The organism is Streptomyces sp. NPDC101219 (assembly GCF_044767675.1).
Taxonomy (GTDB): domain Bacteria; phylum Actinomycetota; class Actinomycetes; order Streptomycetales; family Streptomycetaceae; genus Streptomyces.
In genome coordinates this window covers 141,468-164,541 of record NZ_JBIWOK010000009.1, presented here as the reverse complement: position 1 = coordinate 164,541, position 23,074 = coordinate 141,468, and the positions used below count along the sequence as shown (strand labels likewise).

Below are 23,074 nucleotides of genomic sequence, written 5' to 3'. Positions count from 1 at the left end.
CCGCACAGAGCCGACCGGAGAGACAACACGGAACACGGAACGCGCAATGCCCAATGCGGAACAGGGAGCGCGGAACACGGACGCGGAACGCGGAAGAACGTGAAGGTCGCCGGAAGGCCCTACGCGGCGGCGGTCGCCGGGAGGGCGGCTCCGGGAGCCCTTGGCCGGGTGCGGCCCCTGGCGTCGGGGTCGCGCTGCGGCAGGAAGGCGGTCCGCAGGTCCCGGTCACGCATCGCCGTACGCACCCGGGTGGGCGGCACGACGGGCACGCAGCGCGCGGACACCAGCGCGCAGACGGTGAGCGCGGCCCCGGCCGCGGTGGTCGCGGCGAGCGCGACGCCGACGGACAGCCCGCCGGCCGCGTCGGGCGCGACGAGGAGCAGCGCGAAGGGGACGAGGACGAGGAGAACGGCGAGGAGACGGCCCTCGGCGGGGCGCGGCCGCACACTCCGACGCGAGATCACCGCCGTCACACTCCCCCCTGGTTCGTCACCGGTCACGGACCGGTCCGGCCCGCTGCCCGGATTCGTCATACGGGCTGGCTTCGTTATACAGGACGGGGCGCGGACGGGCACAAGGCCCGGTGAACGCGGTGGGACGTCCAGGGGCCGACCGCTCCCTCACGTCTGTCACCCGACGGCAGTACGGTGTCCCCCATGCGCCCCGACACGCCCGCCGAAAACGTCGACCACACCGCGGAAGCAGCCCGCTGGGAGCGGACCGCCGATCTGTACCCCGAGGACGCCGAAGCCCTGCTGCTGCGGGCCGCGGCCCACCGGGAACTGTCCGGCGACCGCCCCGCCGCCTCCGCCCTCTACGACCGCCTGCTCTCCTCCGGCACCCCGCTGGAGAGCCCCCACCTGGTCCGCGCCCTCAAGGCGTCCAACCTCTGGGAGTACGGCCACGAGGCCGAGGCCCGCGCAATCATCGACGGCATCCGCACGGCCTCCCCGCACGACCCGGCGGCCTGGGTGATCATCGCGGAGTCCCTGGAGGCGCACGACGAGCTGGAGGCGGCGCAGGAGACGTTCACCGAGGCCGTGCGCCTGTTCCTGCCCGCCGGGACGGAGCCGTCCCGGGCCATGCGCCCCCTCCTCTTCGGGCGCCACCGCGTCCGTCGGATGCTGGGCGTGCCGCACGACGAGTGGGACGCCGTCGCCGACTCGGTGCACTCCCTGCCCATCACCCTGGACGAGCTGCACGACCCCAAGCGCGTGTGGTCCCTCGGCTCGGAGAACCCTGCCGAGCTGGAGGCCGAGCTCACGCGCCTGCGCGCGGAACTGGGCGCGTACCGCGAGGCTCTGTCCCGCCCCTTCCCGGTGGCCGTCCTGCACTGGCCGGCCGGCGAACTGGCCGAACTGCTCGCCGCCTACCCGGCGCTGTCCTCCGAGTACCCCTCGCCCGAGCGCCACCTGGCGACCATAGAGGCGGCCCTGCGCGAACTGGCCGCCTCCGGCACCGCCAACCTGGGCATCGTCACCGGCACCGTCCCCTCCTACGAGGCCTTCGCCGCCTCGGAGGGCACGTCCCCCGACGACGCCACCCTCCTCCCCCAGTACGCGACCACCCTCGCGGCCCGCGGCCGGGCCGTGGCGTGGCCGCCGGAGCGGGGGGCGGGGTGCTGGTGCGGTTCGGGCCGGACGTACGGGGAGTGCCACGGGACCGCCGCCTGACGGCCGGAGCGGCCCGCGCCCCGTCCGCCGGTCCACCACGGCAGCCGGGGCGCCCCGCAACCATTCCCGCCGCACCGCCCCGGGCACGCACGCGCCCCGGTCAGCTGGGCGCCCCCGGCTCCGCGGCGGTCGCCCTCAGCAGATCCCGCACCAGCTCGAAATCGACGTCCCCGGCCTTACGGAACCGCAGACACCCCTTGCCCATGTCGTGGCCCGCCAGACGCTCCTCGAACGCCTCCCGGACACCACCGCGCATGAGATAGAAGGAGATGTACTGCTTCTGACTCGCGAAGGCGATCTCCGCGGCCCCGCCGCCCCGCACATAGGCAGGCATCCCGTACGCCATGACCTCGTCGAACCCCGTGAGCTCGGCCCGGCACAGCTCCCGCAGCCCGGCCAGAGCCTCCCGCCGCTCCTCCGGCACCTCGGCGAGATAGGCGTCCACGTTCTTGGCTGTGCTTTGCACCATGGGGGGAGTGTATTCCGGACGGCTAGTGATCCTCCCTGAGGGCTAGATCTACCCCGGTGTGACAGTTCCCTGAGCCTCCCAGTACCCGCGGTGGTATCTGAGGTAGTCCGGGTGAATACCGTGGCCATCCTTCACCGCCAACTCAGGAAGAAGACGCACACCGGACAGGTCAGCTCGGGGAATGACGGTCCGATCCTGATCCACTACGACTGCACCTATATCGAGGCGCACGTGGCAGGTAGGACAGAGGCACAAGATATTGGGCTCAACGTCGGGCCCGTGGTGTGGTCTCCCCAAGGGCCGTATGTGCGCGCCCTCGCAGTACGGCGTGCCATCGGGTCCAAGCAGACGAAGACCACACATCTGGCACTGCCCGCCATAGAGCTGCTTGATCCGTTGAGCGGCAGCCGTGTCTCGTATCAGGCGACGCACCCGCATGCTGCGCGATCGCGGGAACTTCTCCTCCCGCGAGTCCCCTTCATGGAGCTCCTCCAATACATCCATGACGTGTCGCTCGACTGGCGTCTGCACTTGGATCTGATCAGGCAGGCGCCGGAGCTCAAACTGGCAGATGTCGATCTCGGACCCATCGGGAGCGGGTCGCTTGGAACGTGTTGTCCGCACGGCCGTGATCTCGTATAAGCCGTCGTATCTGTACGCGTTGGACGGCGAATAACGCTCGTCGCCCTTATACCCTCGGATTACGCGGATGGGATACTTGCGCTCATAGCTGAGCAAGAGAGCAGCATTGTCTTGGTAGGACCACGACTGGCTGCGCACGAGCCCACCCGTGGAGTCCTTATCCTTGCCTTCCGAAGCTCCCGTGTACTTGATGAGCCCCCAGTCGTCTTCATCATCCACGTAGCCGCCGTGTAGGACGATCGCGTCGCCGACCTTGCTGCCATCCACGTCTACCAGCCACGAGATGCCTCGCTGGTTCGTCTGGTGCAGGTGCGCACGTTGCACGTCCACACGCCTGTGGAAGATCGTGCCGACGGGCACGCCCTCAATGTGTCCGATGACGCGTTCGATTCCCATCGCTCCATACTGGAGCGATGGTGATCGTTTTTCGCTAACTCCTGTGCATCGCAGTCAAGTTGCGACAGTCCATGGGTCTGTATCGGCCAACCTCACCCCCGGCTGTCAGAGCGCTCTGTTACACATGAGCCAAGTCGTCCGGTGTGGCAAGAGGAGCCCGTGTGTCTGAGCTGGAGGATCTGCCCCAACCCGCCGCGGGCCTGTACGAGCAGCTGATCACGCTCCGTTTCGAACAGCAGCTGAAGCAGCTCCCCGAACTTGGCTGGCATCCGATCAGTGAGGTGGTCGGGCCTGAGTCAGTCCCCCACGTACTCGCGCGACACATCTCGGGCACAGTGCGTCGCGTCCTGCAGAACGTGCCCGTTGAGGAGCGGGTCCACGCGGCCAACCACATCCTGGAGTCCATCGGCACGCTCCACGGCGCTCAAGAGTGGGTTGACCTCATCGCAGCGGGCCCCCAGCAGCTCCTAGCCATTGCACAGCAAGAAGCACCAGGGGTCTTCGCCGTGCGGCCGGCCATCCCGCTCTCGGATACCGCGCTCCTCACCAACTCCCCTGAGGACCCGAGCCTCGGCTTCGAGTTGCGCGCAGAGCTCGCCACAGCGGACCGCGTTGATCTCCTGTGCGCTTTCGTGAAATGGCACGGACTTCGCGTCATCGAGCGGTCGCTCCATGCGGCGCGTGAACGAGGCGTGCCCATCAGGGTCTTGACCACCACCTACATCGGAGCGACTGAGCGCAGAGCGTTGGACCGCCTGGTCCAGGACTTTGATGCCGAAGTCAAGGTCAACTACGAGCTCCGCTCTACGCGGCTGCACGCGAAGGCATGGCTGTTCCGGCGCGATAGTGGCTATGACACGGCGTACGTCGGAAGCTCGAACTTGTCGAAGGCAGCCCTCCTGGACGGATTGGAGTGGAACGTTCGCCTGTCCTCCGTGGCTACGCCCGATGTAATGCGCAAGTTTGAGGCGACATTCGAGTCGTATTGGAACGACGCGTCCTTCGAAACGTACGACCCGCAATCCGACGGAAGTCGCCTCCAGGAAGCGCTGGCCGTGGCGAGCGGCACATCCGGCGCAAGCCGCGCGATCACGCTGTCCGGCCTCGAAGTGCGTCCCTACCCCTACCAGCGAGACATGCTGGAGCGCTTGAAGGTCGAACGGAAGCTACATGATCGTCACCGCAACCTCCTGGTAGCTGCAACCGGCACAGGAAAGACCATTATGGCGGCGCTGGACTACAAGCAGCTCCGGCACGACCACGGCCGCGATCTACGACTCTTGTTCGTTGCCCATCGTAAAGAGATCTTGCAGCAGTCTATGCGGACATACCAAGAGGTCCTTCTCGATGCCAACTTCGGCGAGTACCTGCACAGCGGCGAGATCCCCGAGCGTTGGACACACGTCTTTGCCAGTGTCCAATCCCTCAACACACGAGCACTGGATCGTCTCGCTCCCGACCACTTCGACGTCATCGTATTTGACGAGTTCCACCACGGAACCGCACCCACATATCGAAAGATCGTGGACCATTTCCGACCAGTGGAGCTACTCGGACTGACGGCAACGCCTGAGCGCATGGACGGCAAGAACATCCAAGACGAGTTCTTCGATGGCCGCATCGCCGCCGAGATGCGCCTCTGGGAAGCGCTAGACAACAAACTCCTCTCCCCCTTCCACTATTTCGGCATCAGTGACACGACGGATCTCAGCTCCGTGGAGTGGAAGCGCGGCGCATATGACGCGGTTGCACTCAGCAACGTCGTCACAGGGAACAAGGTGCGTGCCGCGCTCGTCGTGAAGGCTGTAGAAGAGAAGGTCTCCGACCCAAGCCGTATGAGGGCGCTGGGATTCTGCGTTTCCGTCGCTCACGCCCACTTCATGGCGGAGTCTTTCCGCTCAGCCGGCTTCGCCGCAACCGCTGTATCCGGGGAGACGCCGGCTGATCAGCGGCGCCAGGCGCTCGCGGACCTCACGTCGGGTGAACTCCAAGTGATCTTCTCCGTCGACCTCTTCAATGAGGGCGTGGACATCCCTGATGTGGACACACTCCTGCTGCTTCGGCCGACGTCTAGCGCCACAGTGTTCCTCCAACAACTCGGCCGGGGACTTCGCCGCTCCGACACCAAGCCGGTACTGACCGTGCTGGACTTCATTGGCCAACACCGCAAGGAGTTTCGCTTCGAGAACCAGTTCCGCGCCCTCACCAACCTGACACGCAAGCGGCTGCTGGACCACATCGAGCACGGCTTTCCGAAGCTCCCCGCCGGATGCGAAATCGTGCTGGAGGAGAAGGCTAAGCAAACGATCATTGCCAATATCAGGGACCAGCTCAACGTCAACGTGACCACGTTGGCCCGTGAAGTAGCTGACTATGGAGAACGCCTACTCGGCCGCTACCTGGAGGAAAGCGGCCGTGACATCAAGGACATTTACCGAGGAAATGGGAACTCCTGGACGGGCCTCCTCCGCCGCGCAGGTCTCATGGACCGTGAAGCCCCTGATGGTGAGGCTGCACTGCTCAAGCGCATGCCCGCCTTCCTCCATGTCGATGATCCTCTGCGGGTCAAGGCCTACACGCGGATGCTCGAAGACGACAGCACCCCCTACAGCGACCTTGATGAGCAGGGGAAGGCATACGCCCACATGCTGTTCTTCCAGCTCTGGCCTTTGGGAGGTGCCACCAGGAAGGGCTATGCCAGCTATGAGGAAGGCTTCGCCGCTCTCCACAGGCACCGAGCCGTCCGTGAGGAACTACGCCAGTTGCTGGCGTACAACCTTGCCCACACCGAGCACGTACCGATCCCGCTGCTCGGTAACCGAGGTATCCCGCTGAGTGTGCACGCCTCCTACAGTCGCGAGGAGATCCTGCCCGCCCTCGGCCAGGCCGAGGTGGGGGGTTTCATGCCGGGCGACTTCCGGGAGGGTGTGAAGTGGTGTGAGTCTGTGGCTACCGATGCCCTCCTCATCACCCTAGAAAAGGATGAGAAGGACTTCTCCCCCCAGACTCGCTACCACGACTTCGCGCTGAGCGAGACGCACTTCCACTGGGAATCACAGAACACGACGTCCGAAACGTCTCCCACCGGGTTGCGCTACCAGCACCACGTCGCTCGGGGCAGCCAGGTGTTGTTGTTCGTCCGCCGCTTCAAGACCACCGACATCGGCGGCGCACAGCCGTGGATGTTGCTCGGTCCCGCCGAGTACGTGGGCCACGAGGGCAGCAAGCCCATGGCCATCACTTGGAAGCTGAAGTACCCACTCCCGGCTGATGTCTTGACGTATGCCAAGGCGGTGGCCGCGGGCTGACCGTCACCTGGGGGCGCAGACCGTTTCCACCTCCGCTTCGAAGTGCGACTGGGCACGGTTCAAGACCTCATCCACATCATGGCCGTGCTCCCGGAGCAGGTGCAGCAGGTCAGAGATGACGTCAATGGCGGCAGCTTCTCTCGTCAGAGCGCCGACACGACTCCGCCGTGAGACAACAGGAGGTTCGTGATTGCCGTAGGAGGTGAGCACTCTTGTGGCTCGCTTCACTCGCTCCGCGTTCCGATGCTGTTCCGACACGGTCAGTTCGGTCACGAGCTCACACCAGGTCACCTTGCTATGCGTGCAGAGCTCGATCCCCCAGCGGTCTGTGAGGGCCTCAACGAGTGCCATCCCACGGCCCTCCTCGCTGTCGTCGCTGGTCTCCACGAGCCTGGGTAGCGCGCAGGGATCCGGGTCCCTCACCTCGATCCGTAGTCGACCACCACGTCGGAGCATGGTGAGGCTCGCGGGGGTACCGCCGCCGACATGGGTGATCACGTTGGCCACCAACTCGCTGACGCACAGTTGGGCCGTATCACTGAGCTCCGACAGCCCCCATGCGCTCAGTCGGGTGCGCATGAGCGAGCGCAGTGCTGAGACCTCTTCGGGTTGTGCGATGAAGGGGAGTCCCCAAGTTGCCAGGGGGACGTAGGTGGAATCGTCCACGGTTTGCTCCTACCTGGGACACGATGACTACGCGGTGCAGTGCGTCCCACACCCAGAGTTGCATTGAAACTCTCAAAATGAAACTCTCATCACCACCCGCTCGGAGTGCAGGCACCTTGTATGCGCCCCGGGCGCACACCGCCTTGCCGTCAAGTTTGGGAGGCGGCCAGGATCACGTGGACGGACACGAAGGGCCTGAGTCATGGCAGTTGGACCCACTACCCGCAGGCGCCAGCTTGGCGCCGACCTGCGTCGGCTCCGTGAACAGAAGCAGCTCACGCTGGAGGAGGCCGGAGCCCGCGTCGGCATTTCCAAGGCGACGCTCAGTCGGTACGAGACCAAGGAAGGGGCCGTCAAATGGCCGGCGGTAGATGCCCTCTGCCGTGAGTACGGTGCGACCGACGAGGAACGTTTGGCACTGGTCGAGCTGGCGAAGGGCGCCCGGATCCAGGGGTGGTGGCGGTCCCTCGATGACCCCATCCCCGAGTCCATGAACCTCATGCTCACCCTCGAAGACGAGGTAGTGAGGGAGGACCACTACGCCTGCATGTACATCCCTGGCCTCCTCCAAACCCGGGCCTACGCGGAGGCTGTGCATCGAGCCTCAGAAGTTCGGTGTGAGGAACGCGAAGTGCAACACATGGTCGACATCCGTATGAAACGCCAGGAGTTGCTGGACCGGGACGACCCACCCCACATCTGGGCAGTGATCGATGAAGCTGCTCTCCGTCGCCAGGTGGGTGGCCACCACGTCATGCGACAGCAACTTGAACATCTGCTCGTGCTGGCCGACCGACCGCGTATCACCGTGCAGGTGCTGCCGTTTGCTTGCGGCGCGCACGCTGCGGCCGTTGGAAGTTTCGCCGTCCTTCGTGGACAGGCACGCGAGCTTGACGTGGTGTATGTGGACCTCCTCGGCGGTGGACTCTTCATGGAGAAGCCCAAGGAACTGGAGCGCTATAAGTTGGCGTTCGAGTACCTCAGCGCCCAGGCGCTCGACTTCGAGTCCTCCACCGAACTCATCGAACGGCTCTGTAGGGAGACCTGATGAAGGAACACTCAGACCTCAGCTGGTTCACCTCGACGTACAGTGGGGGCAGCGGGACGGAGTGTGTGGAAGCCGCGTGCGTTCCCACCGGGATGCTCATACGCGATTCCAAGAGAACCGCGTCCGCCCGCCTTGAGGTCTCTTCCACAGCGTGGGCCCACTTCATAGCCGACGTGCGCCAACACGTCGCCGACGAGCGGCCGCTATGACTGCCGAGTAGCGGCCATAGATGCAACTCCGCCTGGCAGCATGCCGGTTGCTGTCCTACGATGCCCCCGCCCGCGAGGCTCGCGGGGCTGACGTCGGGGGGCGGGACGGATGCTGGCCGAGGAGTACGGGTACCAGGTGTCACCGCGGCCCGCGGCGGACACAGTGGGGGTCCGGGCCCAGGTGGAGGAGTTCCGGAAGAGCGCGCAGCGCCGGGTGCTGTGGTTGGCCTTGGGCTCGCTCGTCTTCCTCGGTGTCTTCTACGCGATCTTCCGCGAAGAGCCTGTGCTCGTACTCGCGCCGCTGAGCGCGATCCTGCTGGGTCTGCTGGCGGGCTACCGCTCGGCCTGTGTGAAGGCGCCGCGGCGGTTGCTGACCCTCCTGGAGGCCAGTCGCTGGCAGGTCTGGCCGTGCCGTCTGGAGGAGATCGAGGGGAAGGCGGTGCATCGGCGCGTGGTGCTGCTGGCCCCGGACAAGAGTGTCGCCGCCTCGTTCGTGGCCGTGGTCCCGCACAGCGTGTGGCTCGGGATGACCGACGGGCGGGGGGTGCTGTGGATCGCCGGTGATCTGCGGTTCCAGGGAGTCGCGGCCGTGCCCGGCGGCAGCCCGTTGTGGGTCATCGAACCGGAGAAGCCCGCGCAGCGGTCGGCCGGGCCCGCGTCAGGGGGTGCCGGTGGGTCGGGCTTCGACGAGCTCGTCTCCGAGGCCCGTTCGGCGGTCGTGTGGAACATGCTGAACTGAACTGAACTGAACTCAACGAGGCGGAATCTTTGTCGTCGTTCGATGATCTCTTGGCACAGGTGGGCGCCACTGCGGCTCACGTGGCGGCATCGCTCAGCCGCCTGAGCGGTGTCAGTGTTCGGGTCACCGCTGTGCGGCCGCATGACGACGGTGACCTGCGCGCGCAGGGATCGTCTCTGTTGGGCATGCCCTTGGAGCGTGACTACCCGGAGGCCGCCGTCGACCTCTCCCTCCGTGGTGAAGAGGTGCGCGTTCTCGTCAATGCCCAGCAAGGGCCTGTGGGGCTCGCCGGAGAACTCGCTCATGCGGTGGTGGACAGCGGCCAGGAGATCATGGGCAGCACACCCTTTCCGCCCTGCCCAGGGCATTCCCACCCGATGACCGTCGCGGTTTCGGCGGGTCGTGTCTTCTGGTGCTGTCCCGGCGCTCCCGACACTGCGATAGCAGTTCTTGTGGAATCTGGCCGGGCTGGACAACGGCGTTCCTCGGAGTGGTCCTCGGACACCGCGAGCGGGTGACGCCGGCACTGCGTACCGCCCTGCACGAAGGGCACGGCCCATGCGACAGGCCGCCTGTCCGCTACCGCAGTGTGATCCGCGCCGTCACCGGCAAGTGGTCGCTCTCCGTCCTGGGCAGGGTGCGGATGCCGTGGACGGTGGCCGAGCGGGCCAGCACCTGGTCGATGCGGGCGACGGGGAAGGCGGCCGGGAAGGAGAGGGCGAAGCCGCGGGGCGGGGCCTCCAGCCGGGAAGTCAGCGGGTTCAGGGCGCGGTCGTGGACCGTGGCGTTGAGGTCGCCCATGAGGATCACGTGCCGTACCGGCTCGGCGGCGACGGCGCTGCCCAGGCGGCGGGCGCTCTCGTCGCGCCAGGACGAGGCGAGGCCGGTCGGGCGGATGCGGACCGACGGCAGGTGGACGACGTAGGCGGCGAGGCGGCCGTGCGGGGTGTGGACCTCGGCGCGCAGGCCGCGCTTCCACGGCTCGGTGATGCCGCGGGGCTTGATGTCGAGGGCGCGGGCGCCGGTGAGGGGGTGCTTCGACCAGAGGCCGACGGTGCCCCGGATGTCGTGGTGCGGGTAGTCCGCCCGCAGCTCCTTCTCGTAGGCCGGGACGGCTTCCGGGAGCAGTTCCTGCAGGGCGATGAGGTCCGGCTCGGCGGCGGCCAGGGCGCGGGCCGTGGACGCCGGGTCGGGGTTCTCGTCGCTCACGTTGTGCTGGACGACGGTCAGGTCACGGAGACCCGGGCTTCCGGCGGGCAGGAGCCGGCCGCCGAAGAGGTGGGTCCAGGCGGCCACCGGCAGCAGGAGGGCGACCAGGGCGAGGGCCGAGCGGCGGATCAGGGCCAGGACGAGCAGCACCGGCACGGCCAGGCCGAGCCAGGGAAGGAAGCTCTCCAGCAGACTCCCCATGCTGCCCACCGAGTTGGGCACCGCCCGGTGGAAAGTCAGGAGACCGGCCGTCAGGACCGCGAGGGCCGCGAGGATCCGGCCGCGCGCCCGGAGGAGTCCACCGGCCCGGGCCGGTCCGCGGTCCCACATCGCCCGCAGGGACCGGCCCCGCCCGGGTGTTCCGTCCGTTCCCTGCACGATGCGCGGCCCCTTGTCCGATCTCGATCAACAGGACGCGCGGGCCCGCGCGCGTGGTTCCGGGGGCCGGGGAGGCCGGAGAGCGGGCGGAGAAGCCACCCACGTCCTCACTGTCAGCCCAGGTCGCCGCGTTCCACGCAGAACTCGTTGCCCTCCGGGTCGGCCATCGTGACCCAGCCCCTGCCGTCCGGGCGGGTGTGGTCGGCCAGTTGGCGGGCACCGAGGGACAGTGCCCGGGCCACTTCCTCGGCACGGGTGCGGCCGGTCGGCTTCAGGTCGAAGTGGACGCGGTTCTTGACCGCCTTGCCCTCCTCGACCCGGACGAACAGCAGGCCGGGTCCGCCGGCGGGGTCCTCGATCAGCGCCTCCGGGTCACCGGGCCTGTCGTCGTCGGACACCGGCTTGCCCAGCAGGGCACTCCAGAATCGGGCCAGGTCGTAGGGGTCACCCGTGCAGTCGAGGGTGATGTGGCGGATGGTGGGGTGCAACGGTCCTCCGGTGGTCGGACGGCGCGGTCCGGGCTCCGGGATCGGAGCCCTCGGGGGTCCCGGCGTTCCGGTCCCGGGCTCCTCGCACCGCAGCATGTCCCTTCACGGGGAGGGGCGTCGAACGGTTTTCGCGCGCGTGCCCCGTCCGCCCGGCCCCGCAGTGCCTCGCCCCGGCCCTGGCCCCGGCCCCGCACGGCAGCGCGCCGGATCCCGTCCCGCCGTCGCCGCCGTCCCGTCGCGGAGGGGTACACGGAGGGGGTACACGGGGGCTACGAACGGGACGGCGGCGGGCAGGTGGGGTCCGGCGCACGGAGGGGGCGGCGGGCGGACGCCCGAGGGTCACTCCGCCGGGGCGAGTTCCGCCCGGCCGAAGAGGAGGGCGTAGCCGGGGGGCAGCTGGTCCAGGATGCGGGTGATCAGGTCCTCACCGGCCAGCGCCGGGAGGACGCTGAGGACCGAGCTGACGTCCCAGCGGGCCGTCGCCGCCGTCGCGCCCTCGATGCGGGTGGCCACCGAGTCGACGAACTCCGGCGCCGACAGCGGGCGGGTCGCCGGGATCTGGGAGGCGACCACACGCGCGGCCTCCTCGGGCAGGGCGCGGGCCAGTTCGACCCGCTCGTCGCCGACGACGTGGCCGCCGAGGGCCGACAGGACGATCCGCGTGACGCGCTCCGCCTCCGCCCTCGTCGCGTACTGGCCCGACTCGCGTACGGCCTCGACGAGTTCCAGCCAGCGTTCGTCGTCCCCGCGGCGCGGCGTACGCGCGGCACGGTCGGGGTGCGGGGCCGGGATCACCCGGTCCCGGTGCGAAGGCGCGGGCTTGTTCGGGGTCATCGTCGTCATGCTGCTTCGGACTCCTCTCCTGCTGATGGCCTGCGGCGCCACTGCCGGAGACCGGCGGGCACGGGGCCGCGTCCCGCGGCAGGCCGTACCGCGGGACGCGTTCGGGCCGCGGTCAGCGGCCGATCTGCTTGCGGTCGCCGCCGGTGATCCGGATGCGGCGCGGCTTGGCCTGGTCGGCCACCGGGATGTGCAGGGTCAGGACGCCGGCGTCGTACGACGCGTCGATGCGCTCGGTGTCCAGGGTGTCGCCGAGGAAGAGCTGGCGGGTGAACGTGCCGCTGGGACGCTCGGCCACGAGGGTCTGGGCGTCCTCGGGGACCGGGGAACGGCGCTCGGCCCGCACGGTCAGGACATTGCGCTCGACGTCCAGCTCGATCGTCTCGGGGTCGACGCCCGGAAGGTCGAAGTGGACGAGGAACTCGTCACCCGACCGGTACGCGTCCATCGGCATGGCGGCCGCACGGCCGGCCACTCCGTTCCCGAAGAACTGCTGCGCAAGGCGGTCGAGGTCGCGGAAGGGGTCGGTGCGCATGAGCATCACGGTCACTCCTTTCCTCGGGTCCGATCTCTGCGATGCCCGTACTTCTTATATAGCCCGGAGGAGGAAACTTGACAAGTGCCGACTCAACTAGGGGCACCGGTAACCTCGGAGGTCAGAGAGACCGACCCCTTCGGGGGAGCACCAGGAGGCGGGCAGCATGGCGAGGGTTCCCAGTTCAGTGGTGGCCGCGAGCGGGATCGTCGGCGGGTACGGGGTGGCCCGCTGGACGCGGCAGCGCCCGCTGGGCGGGGTCGTCCTCGCCGCCGCGGGGACGGCCGCGGCCCGGCAGTGGCAGCAGCGCGCCGGGGGTACGGCCGCGAGCGCGCTGACCGCCGCCTACGTCGCCGCCTTCGCCGGGTCGCACCCGCTGGCCAAGAAGGTCGGTGCCTGGCCGGCCGTGTTCGGGGTCGCCGGGGCCGTGGCGCTGGCGTCCTGGGCCGTGGCCGACCGGCGCGGCTGAGCCAGCCCGGCCGCGCCGTCGGGCGAGGACGCCCCGCCCCCGGCCCGGCCGACCCGCCGTCAGGTGGCCGCCGGCTGCACGTCCGGCCCCGGCTCCTTCGCTGCGGCCGTCAGCGGCCGGGCGATGTCCTCCAGCGCGCGGCGTTCCGCGTTCACCGCGAGGAACACGGCCACCAGGCCCGCCAGGCACATCAGTCCGGCGCCGATCTGGAACGCGAGGACGGTGTCGGCGACCTTGCCGGTGTTGGTGAGTTCCGCGAAGAGCAGCGGGCCGCTGATGCCGCCCGCGGCCGTGCCGATGGCGTAGAAGAAGGCGATGGACATGGCGCGGGTCTCCATCGGGAAGATCTCGGAGACGGTGAGGTAGGCGCTGGAGGCGCCCGCCGAGGCGAAGAACAGCACCGCGCACCAGCAGGCCGTCATGGTGGTCGCGTCCAGCGCACCCCGGTCGAACAGCCAGGCCGTGCCGAACAGCAGCAGTCCGGAGAGCAGATACGTCCCGGAGATCATCACCCGGCGGCCGACCGTGTCGAACAACGTGCCCAGCAGCAGCGGGCCGAGGAAGTTGCCGAGCGCGATGACGGCGAAGTAGTAGCCGGTGTGGCCGCTCGGCACGTCGAAGAACCGGGTGAGGATCGCGCCGAAGCCGAAGGTGATGGCGTTGTAGAGGAACGCCTGGCCGATGAAGAGGGAGAAGCCCAGGGCGGCGCGCCGGCGGTACCGGGCGAGGACGGTGCGGGCGATCTCGGCGAAGGAGACGCTGCGGCGCTGATGGATGGTCAGCTCGCCCTCGGGCCGCGGCAGCGCCTCTCCCCGTTCGTCCTCCACACGTCGCTCGATGGCGGAGACGATGCGTTCGGCCTCGTCGTCACGGCCGTGGATCAGCAGCCAGCGCGGGCTCTCCGGGACGTGCCGGCGGACCAGGAGGATCACCAGGGCCAGGACGGCGCCCAGCCCGAAGGTGAGCCGCCAGCCCACGTCGGCCGGGAAGATCGACGTGTCGAGCGCGACGATCGACAGCAGGGCCCCGCCGACCGCGCCCAGCCAGTAGCTGCCGTTGATGAGCAGGCCCACGCGACCCCGGTAGTGGGCCGGGATCAGCTCGTCGATGGCGGAGTTGATGGCCGCGTACTCGCCTCCGATGCCGAAGCCGGTCAGGAAGCGGAAGAGGAAGAACCACCAGGTGTCGAAGGAGAACGCGGTCAGGGCGGTGGCGCCCAGGTAGACCGCGAGGGTGATCATGAAGAGCTTCTTGCGGCCCCACAGGTCGGTGAGGCGGCCCCAGAACAGGGCGCCGGTACAGGCTCCGGCGACGTACAGGGCGGCGGAGATGCCGGTGACCTCGCCGGAGGTGATGGGCAGGCCGCTGCCGGGCTCGGACAGGCGGGCGGCGATGTTGCCGACGATCGTGACCTCGAAGCCGTCGAGGATCCACACCGTGCCGAGGCCGATGACGATCGACCAGTGCCAGCGGGACCAGGGCAGGCGGTCCAGGCGGGCGGGAATGCTCGTGGTGATGGTGCGTCCGGTCCCGGACCGCGCGGTGGTCATGGGCCCCCTCCTCGGCTCCTCGACGACTCGTCGGCACGCCCGCGCCCCGCCGGTCCTCGGTGCGGGACGAGCCGTCGTCGGGTCCTCGGGGGCGCGAACCTCCGTCGGGTGCCCTGGAGTCGGCCCTTTTACGCCCACCACGGCGCGGACGGGCGCTCCCACGGCCCCGCCACCCCGCGCCGCGCCTACGCCCCCAGGGCCCGCGAGACGGTGTGGATGACGAGACCCGCCAGGGAACCGACCACCGTGCCGTTGATCCGGATGAACTGCAGGTCCCGGCCGATGTTCGCCTCGATCTTCTTCGTGGTGTGCTCGGCGTCCCAGCCCGCCACCGTGTCCGTGATCAGGGAGGTGATCTCCTTGCGGTAGGTGGTGACGACGTACACCGCGGCGCTCTCCAGCCAGCCGTCGACCTTGCCCTGCAGCTTGGGGTCGGCGGACATCCGGGCGCCCAGGGACAGCAGGGAGGCCCGCACCCGCAGCCGCAGCTCGCTGCGCTCGTCCTCCGCCGCGGCGACGATCATGGCGCGCACCGCGGTCCACGCGGAGGCGATGAGGTCCTGGACCTCGCTGCGGCCGAGGATCTCGCCCTTGAGGCGCTCGACGCGGGCGCGGGTCTCGGTGTCGGACTGGAGGTCGGAGGCGAAGTCGGTGAGGAAGCGGTCCAGCGCGCCGCGCGCGGGGTGGTCCGGCATGTCGCGCATCTCGGTGACGAAACGCAGCAGTTCCTTGTAGACGCGCTCGCCGACCTTGCGGTCCACGAACCGCGGGGTCCAGCCGGGCGCGCCGACGTGGACCGCCTCCATCACGGTGTCGCCGTGCAGCTCCAGCCAGTCGTGGGCACGGGTCACGACCAGGTCGACGGCCCGCCGGTGGCCGCCGTCGGCGACGATCCGGTCCAGCATCTTGCCCATGCCGGGCGCGATCTCCTGGGCGTCGGCGCGGCGGGTGATGGCCTCGCCCACCACGGCCTGGACGTCGGAGTCGCGCAGCACGGCCAGCGCGCCGCGCAGGGCCGCCGCGAGCTCGGCGGTGACCCGGTCGGCGTGCTCGGGGACGGCGAGCCAGGCGCCCAGCCGGCTGCCGATGCCGACGGCCCGCAGCCGGTCCCGCACCACGTCCTCGGAGAGGAAGTTCTCGCCGACGAACTCCCCCAGGGAGACGCCGAGCTGATCCTTCTTCCGGGGAATGATCGCCGTGTGCGGGATGGGCAGGCCGAGCGGGTGACGGAACAGGGCGGTGACGGCGAACCAGTCGGCGAGCGCGCCGACCATGCCCGCCTCGGCCGCGGCGGACACGTACCCCGCCCAGGCGCCGGCACCCCGGTGGGAGGCCCATTCGGCGAGGACGTAGACCACGGCCACGAAGACCAGCAGACCGGTGGCGGTGAGCTTCATCCGGCGCACCCCGCGCCGCTTCTCCTCGTCCGCGGGGCTGAACGAGGTCATCGCGCGGTTCGTGACGGCGCCGGAACGGGCATGCTGCCCCTCGGCGTCACCTTGTCCGGATTCTGGCGTTTCAGTCCGTTCCATCCACTCCACCCGTTCGGTGATCCCTCACACATTGTCCCTTCCTGACCGACTCCCGGAACGGAACAGGAGTTCCCGGCGTCTGTCCCGAGGGGCGACCGCGCGGGGTGGCGCGGGCCGCCTCCCGCCCGTGACGCATCATGGGTTCGTCGGACCGGAGCCTCGGGGCTCCCACCTCCCGAGGAGAACAGAACAGCATGACCCGGGGTCGTGACGGAGGCGCGGGGGCGCCTCCAGCGAAACAGCGCGCCCTGCTCGCCGCCGTCCTCGCCGCGATAGTGGCTCTCTCCGCCGCGCTCTACGCGGGCGTCGCCGCGGACGACGGCACGCAGGACCGCGACACCCTCGCCACAGGGCACGCGCCGCGCAACCCGGCCGCACCCGCCTCCACCGGCACCTGGGTGGCCTCCTGGGCCACCGCCCCGGTCGGCGGCGAACCCGGCACCGAGACCACCGGGCTGGCGGGCCGCTCGGTGCGCAACGTCGTCCACACCAGCGCCGGCGGTACGAGTGCCCGCGTCACGCTGTCCAATCTCTACGGCCAGTCCCCGCTGACCATCACGCACGCCTCCATCGCCGTCGCGGCGGGCCCCGGCGGTCCCGCGGCGGTCACCGGCACCCTGCGGCCGCTCACCTTCACCGGCAGCCGCACCGTCGTCGTCCCGGCCGGCGGCCAGGTGATGAGCGACGCCGTCCGCATCACCGTCCCGCCCGACGGCGACGTGCTGATCACCACCTACTCCCCCACCGCCTCCGGGCCCGTCACCCACCACCCGCGCGCCCGCCAGATCTCCTACGTCGCCGAGGGGCAGCACACCGGGGACACCACCGGCGCCCCGTACACCACGCAGAGCCGCTACTGGCGGTACGTGACGGCGCTGGACGTGCTCAGCAACGACTCGGACGGCACCCTCGTCGCGTTCGGCGACTCCCTCACCGACGGGGTGACCTCCACCGTCGGCGCCAACAACCGCTGGCCCGACGTGCTGTCCGACCGGCTGCGCGCCGCCCTCGACGAGGGGCGGAAGGTGCCCCGGCTCAGCGTCGTCAACGAGGGCATCAGCGGCAACCGCGTCCTCACCGACGGCCTCGGCCGTCCGCCCGAGAACCCCAGCGGCCTCAACCGCTTCGGCCGCGACGTCCTCGACCGCACCAACGTCCGCGCCGTCGTCGTCGACCTCGGCGTCAACGACATCCTGCGCCACCCCGGCGCCGGCGACCCCGACCGGATCCTCGGCGGCCTGCGCGCCCTCGTCGACCGGGCCCACGCCCGCGGCCTGAAGGTCGTCGGCGCCACCCTCATGCCCTTCGGCGGCCACCGCGGCCACACCGACGCGCGCGAGGCAGTACGGCAGCAGATCAACGCCGAGATCCGCTCCGGGCGGGTCTTCGACGCCGTCGCCGACTTCGACAAGGCGCTGCGCGACCCCTACGACCCGCAGCGCCTGCGTCCCGTCTACGACTCCGGCGACCACCTGCACCCCAGCGACCGCGGCTACACGCGCATGGCGCAGGCCCTGGACCTCCGCGTGCTGCGCGGCAGCGCACCAGCCGCGCTGTAGCGGGCGGGCCCCGGACCCGGACGCGCCGACGGGGCGCCCCGCGCACTCACGCGCCCACGCGCACGGGCAGCCGGGCAGCCGGGAAGCCCCACCCGGCCCCCGCTGCCCGCGCCGGTCAGCCGGCGAGGAACGCCGGTCGACCGGCCCGACGGCCGGGTCAGCCGGCCGGCGACGCCACGACCAGCGCGAGGGCCGCACCGCACAGCAGCACCACGAGCGGCAGCGGCAGCCGGCCGCGCCCGGTGCGCCTGCGCCACAGCACCAGCCACAGCGCGCACGCCGCCACGAACACGACCGTCACCCCGCTCATGCCGCCCTCGCGCCAGGCCACCCGCACGGCGCCGGGGTCGGCGCCCCACACCAGCAGCGCGACGAGGACGCCCACGGTCAGCGCGCAGACCGCCTCCAGCAGCCTGCTCGTCCGGTGCCCCCTCGTCTCCGGCGGGTCCGCGTCGGGCCGGTGCACCGGCGCCGCAGGTCAGTGACCGTAGCCGCCGTGACCGCCGTGACTGCCGTGGCCGCCCCGTCCGTCGCGGTGCTCGGGCCGCTCCTCGGCGGGCGTGCCGTGCAGGCCGCCCAGGCCGCCGTCCCAGGACGTGGCGCCGGAGGAGGAGCCCAGCTCACGGCGGTTCGCCTTGCGCTCCAGCTTCTGGCGGCGGCGCTCCTCGCGCAGCCGCTGCTTCTCCGCGCGGGGCAGTTTGCGCTGCACGCCGACCCCGCCCCAGAAGGCGAAGCCCGTGACGACCACCCGCGGCGCGCCCGGCTCGGCCGGAACGCCCTCCTCACGGTGGTCGAAGCCGCCCATGATGCCGATGCCGCGGACCACGACCTCGACGCCCGGCGGGACGGTGATGTCCACCCCGCCCATGATCGCGACCGCGTTGATCACGATCTCGCGGTCCGCGAAGTTCGCCTCCCGCAGGTCGATGTCGCCGCCGCCCCAGAACGCGAAGCAGTTGAACCGCCGCGGCGCCGTCCAGTGGCCCTTGCGCTGGAAACCCGACATCACCGCGACCGCCCAGGAGGACCGGCCGTCGTCGTCACCGCCGACGATCCGCCCCGCCCAGTCGTCGGACGGCGCCGGGTCCTTCGTCAGCGAGACCGCCGGTGCGCTCACCCCGGCGGACGGCAGATCGCGGGTGATCGGCGCCAGTTCCCCGTACGTGCGCGCCCGGTAGGTGGCGTCCAGCCGCTCCCCGAACTCCTCCATGTCCAGGCGCCCTTCCGCGAGGGCGTCGCGCAGGATGTCGGCGACCCGTTCACGGTCGGTGTCGGAGGCGCGGAGGTCCGGTGCGGCGTCGTCGGTCATACCCGTCAGCCTACGAGTTGTCTCCGGCCGTCGGCTACGACGGGACAGACGCCTCCCGGCCCCGCCTCCCCGCCCCGCCGCGGGCCATGCGTGTGAGAAGGCGCATCCGATGCCGACGCGCGCCGTCGGCGGGGAACTGATCGCCGGATGCGACAGTCTTCAATAGAAGGAGCGCACCAGGCGTACAGCGACGAACGAGGCGAAACAGGAGTCCGTGCACGACATGAGCGACGAGCCGCAGCCACAGCCCGGCCCGGGCTGGGCCCCGAGAGAGCCACAGGCGGCCGACGCCCCGCAGGGCACGGCGGGGGGCAAGCGCCGGCGCACCGGCTGGCGCCGTCTGATCCCCACCTGGCGGATGGTGCTCAGCACCTTCATCATCGGCACCCTGCTGCTGATCGGGGCCTTCTTCCTCGGCTACCACCTGGTGAAGATCCCGCCCGCCAACGCCCTCGCCACCAAGCAGGCCAACGTCTACCTGTACGCCGACGGCTCCGTCATCGCCCGGGACGGCGAGGTCAACCGGGAGAACGTCACCCTCGACCGGGTCTCCAAGGCCGCCCGGCACGCCGTCCTCGCCGCCGAGGACCGGGACTTCTACACCCAGTCCGCCATCGACCCCAAAGCGATGGTCCGCGCCGCCTGGAACACGGCCACTGGCAAGGGCAAGCAGTCCGGCTCCACCATCACCCAGCAGTACGTGAAGAACTACTACCTGCGGCAGGAGCAGACCGTCACCCGCAAGGTGAAGGAGTTCTTCATCGCCATCAAGCTGGACCGGGAACAGAGCAAGGACCAGATCCTCGAGGGCTACCTCAACACCAGCTACTTCGGCCGCAACGCCTACGGCATCCAGGCCGCCGCCCAGGCCTACTACGGCATGGACGCCAAGGACCTCGACGCCGGCCGCGCCGCCTACCTCGCCGCGCTCGTCAACGCGCCCAGCCAGTACGACGTGATCGCCCACCCGGAGAACCGCAAGGCCGCCGAGTCCCGCTGGAACTACGTCCTGGACGGCATGGTCGAGAAGGGCTGGCTCAGCGAGTCCGAGCGGGCCGGCATGGAGTTCCCGGTGCCGAAGGAGACCACCGCCTCCACCGGCATGTCCGGCCAGCGCGGCTACATCGTCCGCACCGTCAAGGACCACCTCGTCAAGAACCGGATCGTCGGCGAGGACGAACTCGACCGGGGCGGCTACCGCATCACCACCACGCTGCAGAAGGACAAGCAGGACGCCTTCGTCGACGCCGTCAACGACAAGCTGATGGACCGCCTCGACAAGAAGAACCGCAAGGTCGACACCTACGTGCGGGCCGGCGGCGCCTCCGTCGACCCGAAGACCGGCAAGATCGTCGCGATGTACAACGGCATCGACTACGTCAAGCAGTACACCCCGAACGCGACCCGCCGGGACTACCAGGTCGGCTCCATCTTCAAGCCGATCGTCTTCACCTCCGCCGTCGAGAACAGGTCGAACACCCAGGACGGCCGGCTCATCACGCCCAACACCGTGTACGACGGCACCAACAAGCGCCCCGTGCAGGGCTGGTCGGGCCACTACGCCCCGGAGAACGAGGACCACGTCTCCTACGGCGACATCACCGTCCGCGAGGCCACCGACAAGTCCGTCAACTCCGTGTACGCGCAGCTGGCCGTCGACGTCGGCTCCGACAAGGTCATGCAGACCGCCGTCGACCTCGGCCTGCCCCCGAAGACGCCGTCGCTGACCCCCAGCCCGTCCATCGCGCTGGGGGTGGCCACCGCCAGCGTCCTGGACATGGCCGAGGTCTACGCGACGCTCGCCAACCACGGCAAGCACGGCACGTACACCATGATCGAGAAGGTGACGAAGGACGGCCGGGAGACGGTGGAACTGCCGAAGCGGCAGACCCGCCAGGCCGTCAGCCGCCAGGCCGCCGACACCACCACCGCCGTGCTGCGCGGCGTCGTGCAGAACGGCACCGCCACCGCCGCCCTCGACGCCGGACGGCCCGCCGCGGGCAAGACCGGCACCGCCGAGGAGGACAAGGCCGCCTGGTTCGCCGGCTACACCCCGGACCTCGCCACCGTCGTCGCCGTCATGGGCCAGGACCCGGAGACCGGCGCGCAGAAGAAGCTGTACGGCGCGATGGGCCTGCCCCGCGTCAACGGCGGTGGCGTCCCCGCCGAGATCTGGGCCCAGTACACACGTGAGGCGCTGGAGGGCGAGCCGGTCAAGGACTTCGACCTGGACCTGATGCCCGGCGCCGACCGGACGCAGCCGCCGCCCCGTGACGGCGGCGCCTCCACCGCACCCGACGAGCCCGGCGACGAGCAGGAGGACCGCTCGGCCACGCCCGGCGGGCAGGAGACCGGCAGCCGGCCGCCCGGCGACGAGCAGGGACAGAACCAGGGGCAGAGCGAGGGCCAGACCGAGGGCCAGACCGACGGCGGCACCGGTCCCCCGGACGGGGGCGCCACCGACGGCGGCACCACCGAGGGGAACACCGCCACCGGCGGCACCACCGGGGACCCCACGGGCGGGACCGGCGACGGCGGGGCCGACGGCACCGCCGGCCAGGGCGGCCTCACCGGCGCGCTCACCGGCGGCCGCAGACAGTGACCCGGCCCGGGCCGCCGCGCCCGGGCCCGGACGCGCCGGAGGGGGCCGGTGACCACCACGGTCACCGGCCCCCTCCGGCACGGTCCACAGGTACGGGCCGGACTACAGGTACAAGCCGGTCGAATCCTCGGAGCCCTCGAACCGGTCCGCGGCCACCGCGTGCAGGTCGCGCTCCCGCATCAGCACGTAGGGCACGCCCCGCACCTCCACCTCGGCACGGTCCTCCGGATCGAACAGCACCCGGTCGCCGGGCTCCACCGTCCGCACGTTCTGCCCCACCGCGACCACCTCGGCCCAGGCCAGTCGCCGGCCCACCGCCGCGGTCGCGGGAATCAGGATGCCGCCCCCCGAACGCCGCTCGCCCTCCGTGGTGTCCTGCCGTACGAGCACACGGTCGTGCAGCATGCGGATGGGCAGCTTGTCGTGCTGGGAGCCGGGGTCGTTTCTCTTGGCGCTCACGCTCTGAAACCTACCTGCCCTCATCGCCCGCGCACGCGGGAGGGTCAGCTCCGCCGCCGGCGCGAGCCCATCGCGAGCAGTCCCACGACCCCGGCCAGCAGGACCGCCACCGGCACCACACGCTCCAGGCGGGGCGCCCCGTCCTCGTCCACGAACTGGGCCTTCACCTCGCTCAGCGCGGCGTTGACCCCGACGTAGGCCCGCCCCAGCGTGTGATCCACGTTCGAGACGACCCGGGCCTTCGCGTCGTCCACGATCGTCTTCGGGTGCACCCGCACGCCGATCTCGTCCAGGGTCTCGGCCAGCACCGCGCGACGGCGCCTGATGTCCGCCTCGATCTCCGCCGGGGTTCTGGTGTCCGCCGTGTCCGCCACCGTGTCGCCTCCGAAATCCGCTGATACCGCTGATACCTGTGCCGGACAGTCTGTCAGCTCCACGCCGAGCCGCACCGTCAGCACCCCCGGTTACCCTCGATCCCGGCACCCGATCCACCCAGCGCGCACGTACGAGGAGACAGACCGATGAGTGAACGCCTCCAGCCCGGGGACGAGGCCCCCGCCTTCACCCTGCCCGACGCCGACGGCAACGAGGTGTCCCTGGCCGGCCACAAGGGCCGCAAGGTCATCGTCTACTTCTACCCGGCCGCCCTCACCCCCGGCTGCACCAAACAGGCCTGCGACTTCACCGACAACCTCGACGTGCTCGCCGGGGCGGGCTACGACGTGATCGGCATCTCGCCCGACCAGCCGGAGAAGCTGGCGAAGTTCCGCGAGAAGGAGTCGCTGAAGGTCACCCTCCTCGCCGACCCCGACAAGAAGGTCCTCGACGCGTACGGCGCGTTCGGCGAGAAGAAGAACTACGGCAAGACCTACATGGGCGTCATCCGCTCGACGATCGTCGTCGACGAGCAGGGCAAGGTCGAGCACGCCTTCTACAACGTCCGCGCCACCGGCCACGTCGCGAAGATCATCAAGGATCTCGGCATCTGAGGGAG

General features: G+C 69.9%; 23 protein-coding genes. 9 read left to right on the top strand and 14 right to left on the bottom strand.

The window, feature by feature from the left end; translation table 11 throughout:
* Window positions 1–119 precede the first annotated feature (119 nt).
* Window positions 120–464, bottom strand: a complete 345-nt coding sequence (locus tag ACIRPP_RS19860) for a DUF6412 domain-containing protein (protein WP_403644327.1) — start codon at window positions 462–464, stop codon at window positions 120–122.
* 192 nt (window positions 465–656) lie between these two features.
* On the opposite strand from ACIRPP_RS19860, the gene ACIRPP_RS19855 reads away from it, so the two are divergent.
* Window positions 657–1,673, top strand: coding sequence for an SEC-C metal-binding domain-containing protein (locus tag ACIRPP_RS19855; RefSeq protein ID WP_403644325.1), 1,017 nt, complete (start codon window positions 657–659; stop codon window positions 1,671–1,673).
* A 100-nt stretch (window positions 1,674–1,773) separates the two neighbouring features.
* Here ACIRPP_RS19855 and ACIRPP_RS19850 read toward each other — a convergent pair whose 3' ends face one another.
* Together ACIRPP_RS19850 and ACIRPP_RS19845 are read right to left on the bottom strand one after the other, a co-directional pair.
* Window positions 1,774–2,142, bottom strand: coding sequence for an iron chaperone (locus ACIRPP_RS19850; protein ID WP_403644322.1), 369 nt, complete (start codon window positions 2,140–2,142; stop codon window positions 1,774–1,776).
* A 48-nt stretch (window positions 2,143–2,190) separates the two neighbouring features.
* Complete coding sequence (locus ACIRPP_RS19845; RefSeq protein ID WP_403644319.1) at window positions 2,191–3,180, bottom strand: YDG/SRA domain-containing protein; 990 nt, start codon at window positions 3,178–3,180, stop codon at window positions 2,191–2,193.
* 161 nt (window positions 3,181–3,341) lie between these two features.
* On the opposite strand from ACIRPP_RS19845, the gene ACIRPP_RS19840 reads away from it, so the two are divergent.
* On the top strand, window positions 3,342–6,488 hold the full coding sequence (locus ACIRPP_RS19840; protein ID WP_403644316.1) for a DUF3427 domain-containing protein: 3,147 nt from the start codon (window positions 3,342–3,344) through the stop codon (window positions 6,486–6,488).
* A gap of 3 nt (window positions 6,489–6,491) precedes the next feature.
* Here ACIRPP_RS19840 and ACIRPP_RS19835 read toward each other — a convergent pair whose 3' ends face one another.
* Window positions 6,492–7,154: an ATP-binding protein gene (locus ACIRPP_RS19835; protein WP_403644313.1), complete on the bottom strand. Its 663-nt coding sequence runs from the start codon at window positions 7,152–7,154 to the stop codon at window positions 6,492–6,494.
* 202 nt (window positions 7,155–7,356) lie between these two features.
* Here ACIRPP_RS19835 and ACIRPP_RS19830 point away from each other — a divergent pair, with 202 nt between their 5' ends.
* The 3 genes from ACIRPP_RS19830 (at window position 7,357) to ACIRPP_RS19820 (ending at window position 9,150) form a co-directional block, all read left to right on the top strand.
* Window positions 7,357–8,202, top strand: coding sequence for a helix-turn-helix domain-containing protein (locus ACIRPP_RS19830; RefSeq protein ID WP_403644310.1), 846 nt, complete (start codon window positions 7,357–7,359; stop codon window positions 8,200–8,202).
* Complete coding sequence (locus tag ACIRPP_RS19825; protein ID WP_403644307.1) at window positions 8,202–8,411, top strand: DUF397 domain-containing protein; 210 nt, start codon at window positions 8,202–8,204, stop codon at window positions 8,409–8,411. Before ACIRPP_RS19830 ends, ACIRPP_RS19825 begins: the two co-directional genes overlap by 1 nt.
* Before the next feature lie 109 nt (window positions 8,412–8,520).
* The gene (locus tag ACIRPP_RS19820) at window positions 8,521–9,150 is read left to right on the top strand and encodes a hypothetical protein (RefSeq protein ID WP_403644304.1); all 630 of its coding nucleotides are present in this window, start codon (window positions 8,521–8,523) and stop codon (window positions 9,148–9,150) included.
* A gap of 579 nt (window positions 9,151–9,729) precedes the next feature.
* Here ACIRPP_RS19820 and ACIRPP_RS19815 read toward each other — a convergent pair.
* From ACIRPP_RS19815 to ACIRPP_RS19800, 4 genes are all read right to left on the bottom strand, one after another.
* On the bottom strand, window positions 9,730–10,689 hold the full coding sequence (locus ACIRPP_RS19815; RefSeq protein ID WP_403644631.1) for an endonuclease/exonuclease/phosphatase family protein: 960 nt from the start codon (window positions 10,687–10,689) through the stop codon (window positions 9,730–9,732).
* Between the two features lie 161 nt (window positions 10,690–10,850).
* Window positions 10,851–11,225 carry a VOC family protein gene (locus ACIRPP_RS19810; RefSeq protein ID WP_403644301.1) on the bottom strand — a complete coding sequence of 125 codons (375 nt, stop codon included), beginning with the start codon at window positions 11,223–11,225 and terminating at the stop codon, window positions 10,851–10,853.
* A gap of 339 nt (window positions 11,226–11,564) precedes the next feature.
* Window positions 11,565–12,068, bottom strand: coding sequence for a DUF2267 domain-containing protein (locus ACIRPP_RS19805; RefSeq protein ID WP_403644299.1), 504 nt, complete (start codon window positions 12,066–12,068; stop codon window positions 11,565–11,567).
* Between the two features lie 112 nt (window positions 12,069–12,180).
* On the bottom strand, window positions 12,181–12,606 hold the full coding sequence (locus tag ACIRPP_RS19800) for an Hsp20/alpha crystallin family protein (protein ID WP_403644296.1): 426 nt from the start codon (window positions 12,604–12,606) through the stop codon (window positions 12,181–12,183).
* A 160-nt stretch (window positions 12,607–12,766) separates the two neighbouring features.
* On the opposite strand from ACIRPP_RS19800, the gene ACIRPP_RS19795 reads away from it, so the two are divergent.
* The gene (locus tag ACIRPP_RS19795) at window positions 12,767–13,069 is read left to right on the top strand and encodes a hypothetical protein (RefSeq protein WP_403644293.1); all 303 of its coding nucleotides are present in this window, start codon (window positions 12,767–12,769) and stop codon (window positions 13,067–13,069) included.
* 59 nt (window positions 13,070–13,128) lie between these two features.
* Here ACIRPP_RS19795 and ACIRPP_RS19790 read toward each other — a convergent pair whose 3' ends face one another.
* A complete protein-coding gene (locus ACIRPP_RS19790; protein WP_403644290.1) occupies window positions 13,129–14,619 on the bottom strand; it encodes an MFS transporter in 1,491 nt (496 codons plus the stop codon).
* A gap of 185 nt (window positions 14,620–14,804) precedes the next feature.
* Window positions 14,805–16,151: a DUF445 domain-containing protein gene (locus tag ACIRPP_RS19785; RefSeq protein WP_403644287.1), complete on the bottom strand. Its 1,347-nt coding sequence runs from the start codon at window positions 16,149–16,151 to the stop codon at window positions 14,805–14,807.
* 194 nt (window positions 16,152–16,345) lie between these two features.
* On the opposite strand from ACIRPP_RS19785, the gene ACIRPP_RS19780 reads away from it, so the two are divergent.
* The gene (locus ACIRPP_RS19780; RefSeq protein ID WP_403644284.1) at window positions 16,346–17,710 is read left to right on the top strand and encodes an SGNH/GDSL hydrolase family protein; all 1,365 of its coding nucleotides are present in this window, start codon (window positions 16,346–16,348) and stop codon (window positions 17,708–17,710) included.
* Window positions 17,711–17,867: 157 nt separating this feature from the next.
* On the opposite strand, the gene ACIRPP_RS19775 is transcribed toward ACIRPP_RS19780, so the two are convergent.
* Complete coding sequence (locus ACIRPP_RS19775; RefSeq protein WP_403644281.1) at window positions 17,868–18,176, bottom strand: hypothetical protein; 309 nt, start codon at window positions 18,174–18,176, stop codon at window positions 17,868–17,870.
* A gap of 12 nt (window positions 18,177–18,188) precedes the next feature.
* Window positions 18,189–19,019, bottom strand: a complete 831-nt coding sequence (locus ACIRPP_RS19770; RefSeq protein WP_403644279.1) for a DUF1707 domain-containing protein — start codon at window positions 19,017–19,019, stop codon at window positions 18,189–18,191.
* Window positions 19,020–19,242: 223 nt separating this feature from the next.
* Between ACIRPP_RS19770 and ACIRPP_RS19765 the strand changes: the two genes are divergently transcribed.
* Window positions 19,243–21,621: a transglycosylase domain-containing protein gene (locus tag ACIRPP_RS19765; protein ID WP_403644276.1), complete on the top strand. Its 2,379-nt coding sequence runs from the start codon at window positions 19,243–19,245 to the stop codon at window positions 21,619–21,621.
* Between the two features lie 102 nt (window positions 21,622–21,723).
* Here ACIRPP_RS19765 and ACIRPP_RS19760 read toward each other — a convergent pair whose 3' ends face one another.
* Together ACIRPP_RS19760 and ACIRPP_RS19755 are read right to left on the bottom strand one after the other, a co-directional pair.
* Window positions 21,724–22,104 carry a co-chaperone GroES gene (locus tag ACIRPP_RS19760; RefSeq protein ID WP_225610767.1) on the bottom strand — a complete coding sequence of 127 codons (381 nt, stop codon included), beginning with the start codon at window positions 22,102–22,104 and terminating at the stop codon, window positions 21,724–21,726.
* Between the two features lie 20 nt (window positions 22,105–22,124).
* Window positions 22,125–22,454, bottom strand: a complete 330-nt coding sequence (locus ACIRPP_RS19755) for a DUF3618 domain-containing protein (RefSeq protein WP_403644274.1) — start codon at window positions 22,452–22,454, stop codon at window positions 22,125–22,127.
* Between the two features lie 147 nt (window positions 22,455–22,601).
* On the opposite strand from ACIRPP_RS19755, the gene bcp reads away from it, so the two are divergent.
* Window positions 22,602–23,069 (top strand): thioredoxin-dependent thiol peroxidase, encoded by a 468-nt coding sequence (bcp, locus tag ACIRPP_RS19750; protein WP_403644271.1) that lies wholly within the window; start codon window positions 22,602–22,604, stop codon window positions 23,067–23,069.
* Window positions 23,070–23,074 lie beyond the last annotated feature (5 nt).

Bases quoted from the DNA above. Each gene is read 5' to 3' on its own strand.
- ACIRPP_RS19855 (WP_403644325.1), top strand. From the start codon at position 657: ATGCGCCCCGACACGCCCGCCGAAAACGTCGACCACACCGCGGAAGCA.
- ACIRPP_RS19850 (WP_403644322.1), bottom strand. From the start codon at position 2,142: ATGGTGCAAAGCACAGCCAAGAACGTGGACGCCTATCTCGCCGAGGTG.
- ACIRPP_RS19845 (WP_403644319.1), bottom strand. From the start codon at position 3,180: ATGGGAATCGAACGCGTCATCGGACACATTGAGGGCGTGCCCGTCGGC.
- ACIRPP_RS19830 (WP_403644310.1), top strand. From the start codon at position 7,357: ATGGCAGTTGGACCCACTACCCGCAGGCGCCAGCTTGGCGCCGACCTG.
- ACIRPP_RS19825 (WP_403644307.1), top strand. From the start codon at position 8,202: ATGAAGGAACACTCAGACCTCAGCTGGTTCACCTCGACGTACAGTGGG.
- ACIRPP_RS19820 (WP_403644304.1), top strand. From the start codon at position 8,521: ATGCTGGCCGAGGAGTACGGGTACCAGGTGTCACCGCGGCCCGCGGCG.
- ACIRPP_RS19815 (WP_403644631.1), bottom strand. From the start codon at position 10,689: ATGTGGGACCGCGGACCGGCCCGGGCCGGTGGACTCCTCCGGGCGCGC.
- ACIRPP_RS19805 (WP_403644299.1), bottom strand. From the start codon at position 12,068: ATGACGACGATGACCCCGAACAAGCCCGCGCCTTCGCACCGGGACCGG.
- ACIRPP_RS19800 (WP_403644296.1), bottom strand. From the start codon at position 12,606: ATGCTCATGCGCACCGACCCCTTCCGCGACCTCGACCGCCTTGCGCAG.
- ACIRPP_RS19795 (WP_403644293.1), top strand. From the start codon at position 12,767: ATGGCGAGGGTTCCCAGTTCAGTGGTGGCCGCGAGCGGGATCGTCGGC.
- ACIRPP_RS19790 (WP_403644290.1), bottom strand. From the start codon at position 14,619: ATGACCACCGCGCGGTCCGGGACCGGACGCACCATCACCACGAGCATT.
- ACIRPP_RS19785 (WP_403644287.1), bottom strand. From the start codon at position 16,151: ATGGAACGGACTGAAACGCCAGAATCCGGACAAGGTGACGCCGAGGGG.
- ACIRPP_RS19780 (WP_403644284.1), top strand. From the start codon at position 16,346: ATGACCCGGGGTCGTGACGGAGGCGCGGGGGCGCCTCCAGCGAAACAG.
- ACIRPP_RS19770 (WP_403644279.1), bottom strand. From the start codon at position 19,019: ATGACCGACGACGCCGCACCGGACCTCCGCGCCTCCGACACCGACCGT.
- ACIRPP_RS19765 (WP_403644276.1), top strand. From the start codon at position 19,243: ATGAGCGACGAGCCGCAGCCACAGCCCGGCCCGGGCTGGGCCCCGAGA.
- ACIRPP_RS19760 (WP_225610767.1), bottom strand. From the start codon at position 22,104: ATGAGGGCAGGTAGGTTTCAGAGCGTGAGCGCCAAGAGAAACGACCCC.
- bcp (WP_403644271.1), top strand. From the start codon at position 22,602: ATGAGTGAACGCCTCCAGCCCGGGGACGAGGCCCCCGCCTTCACCCTG.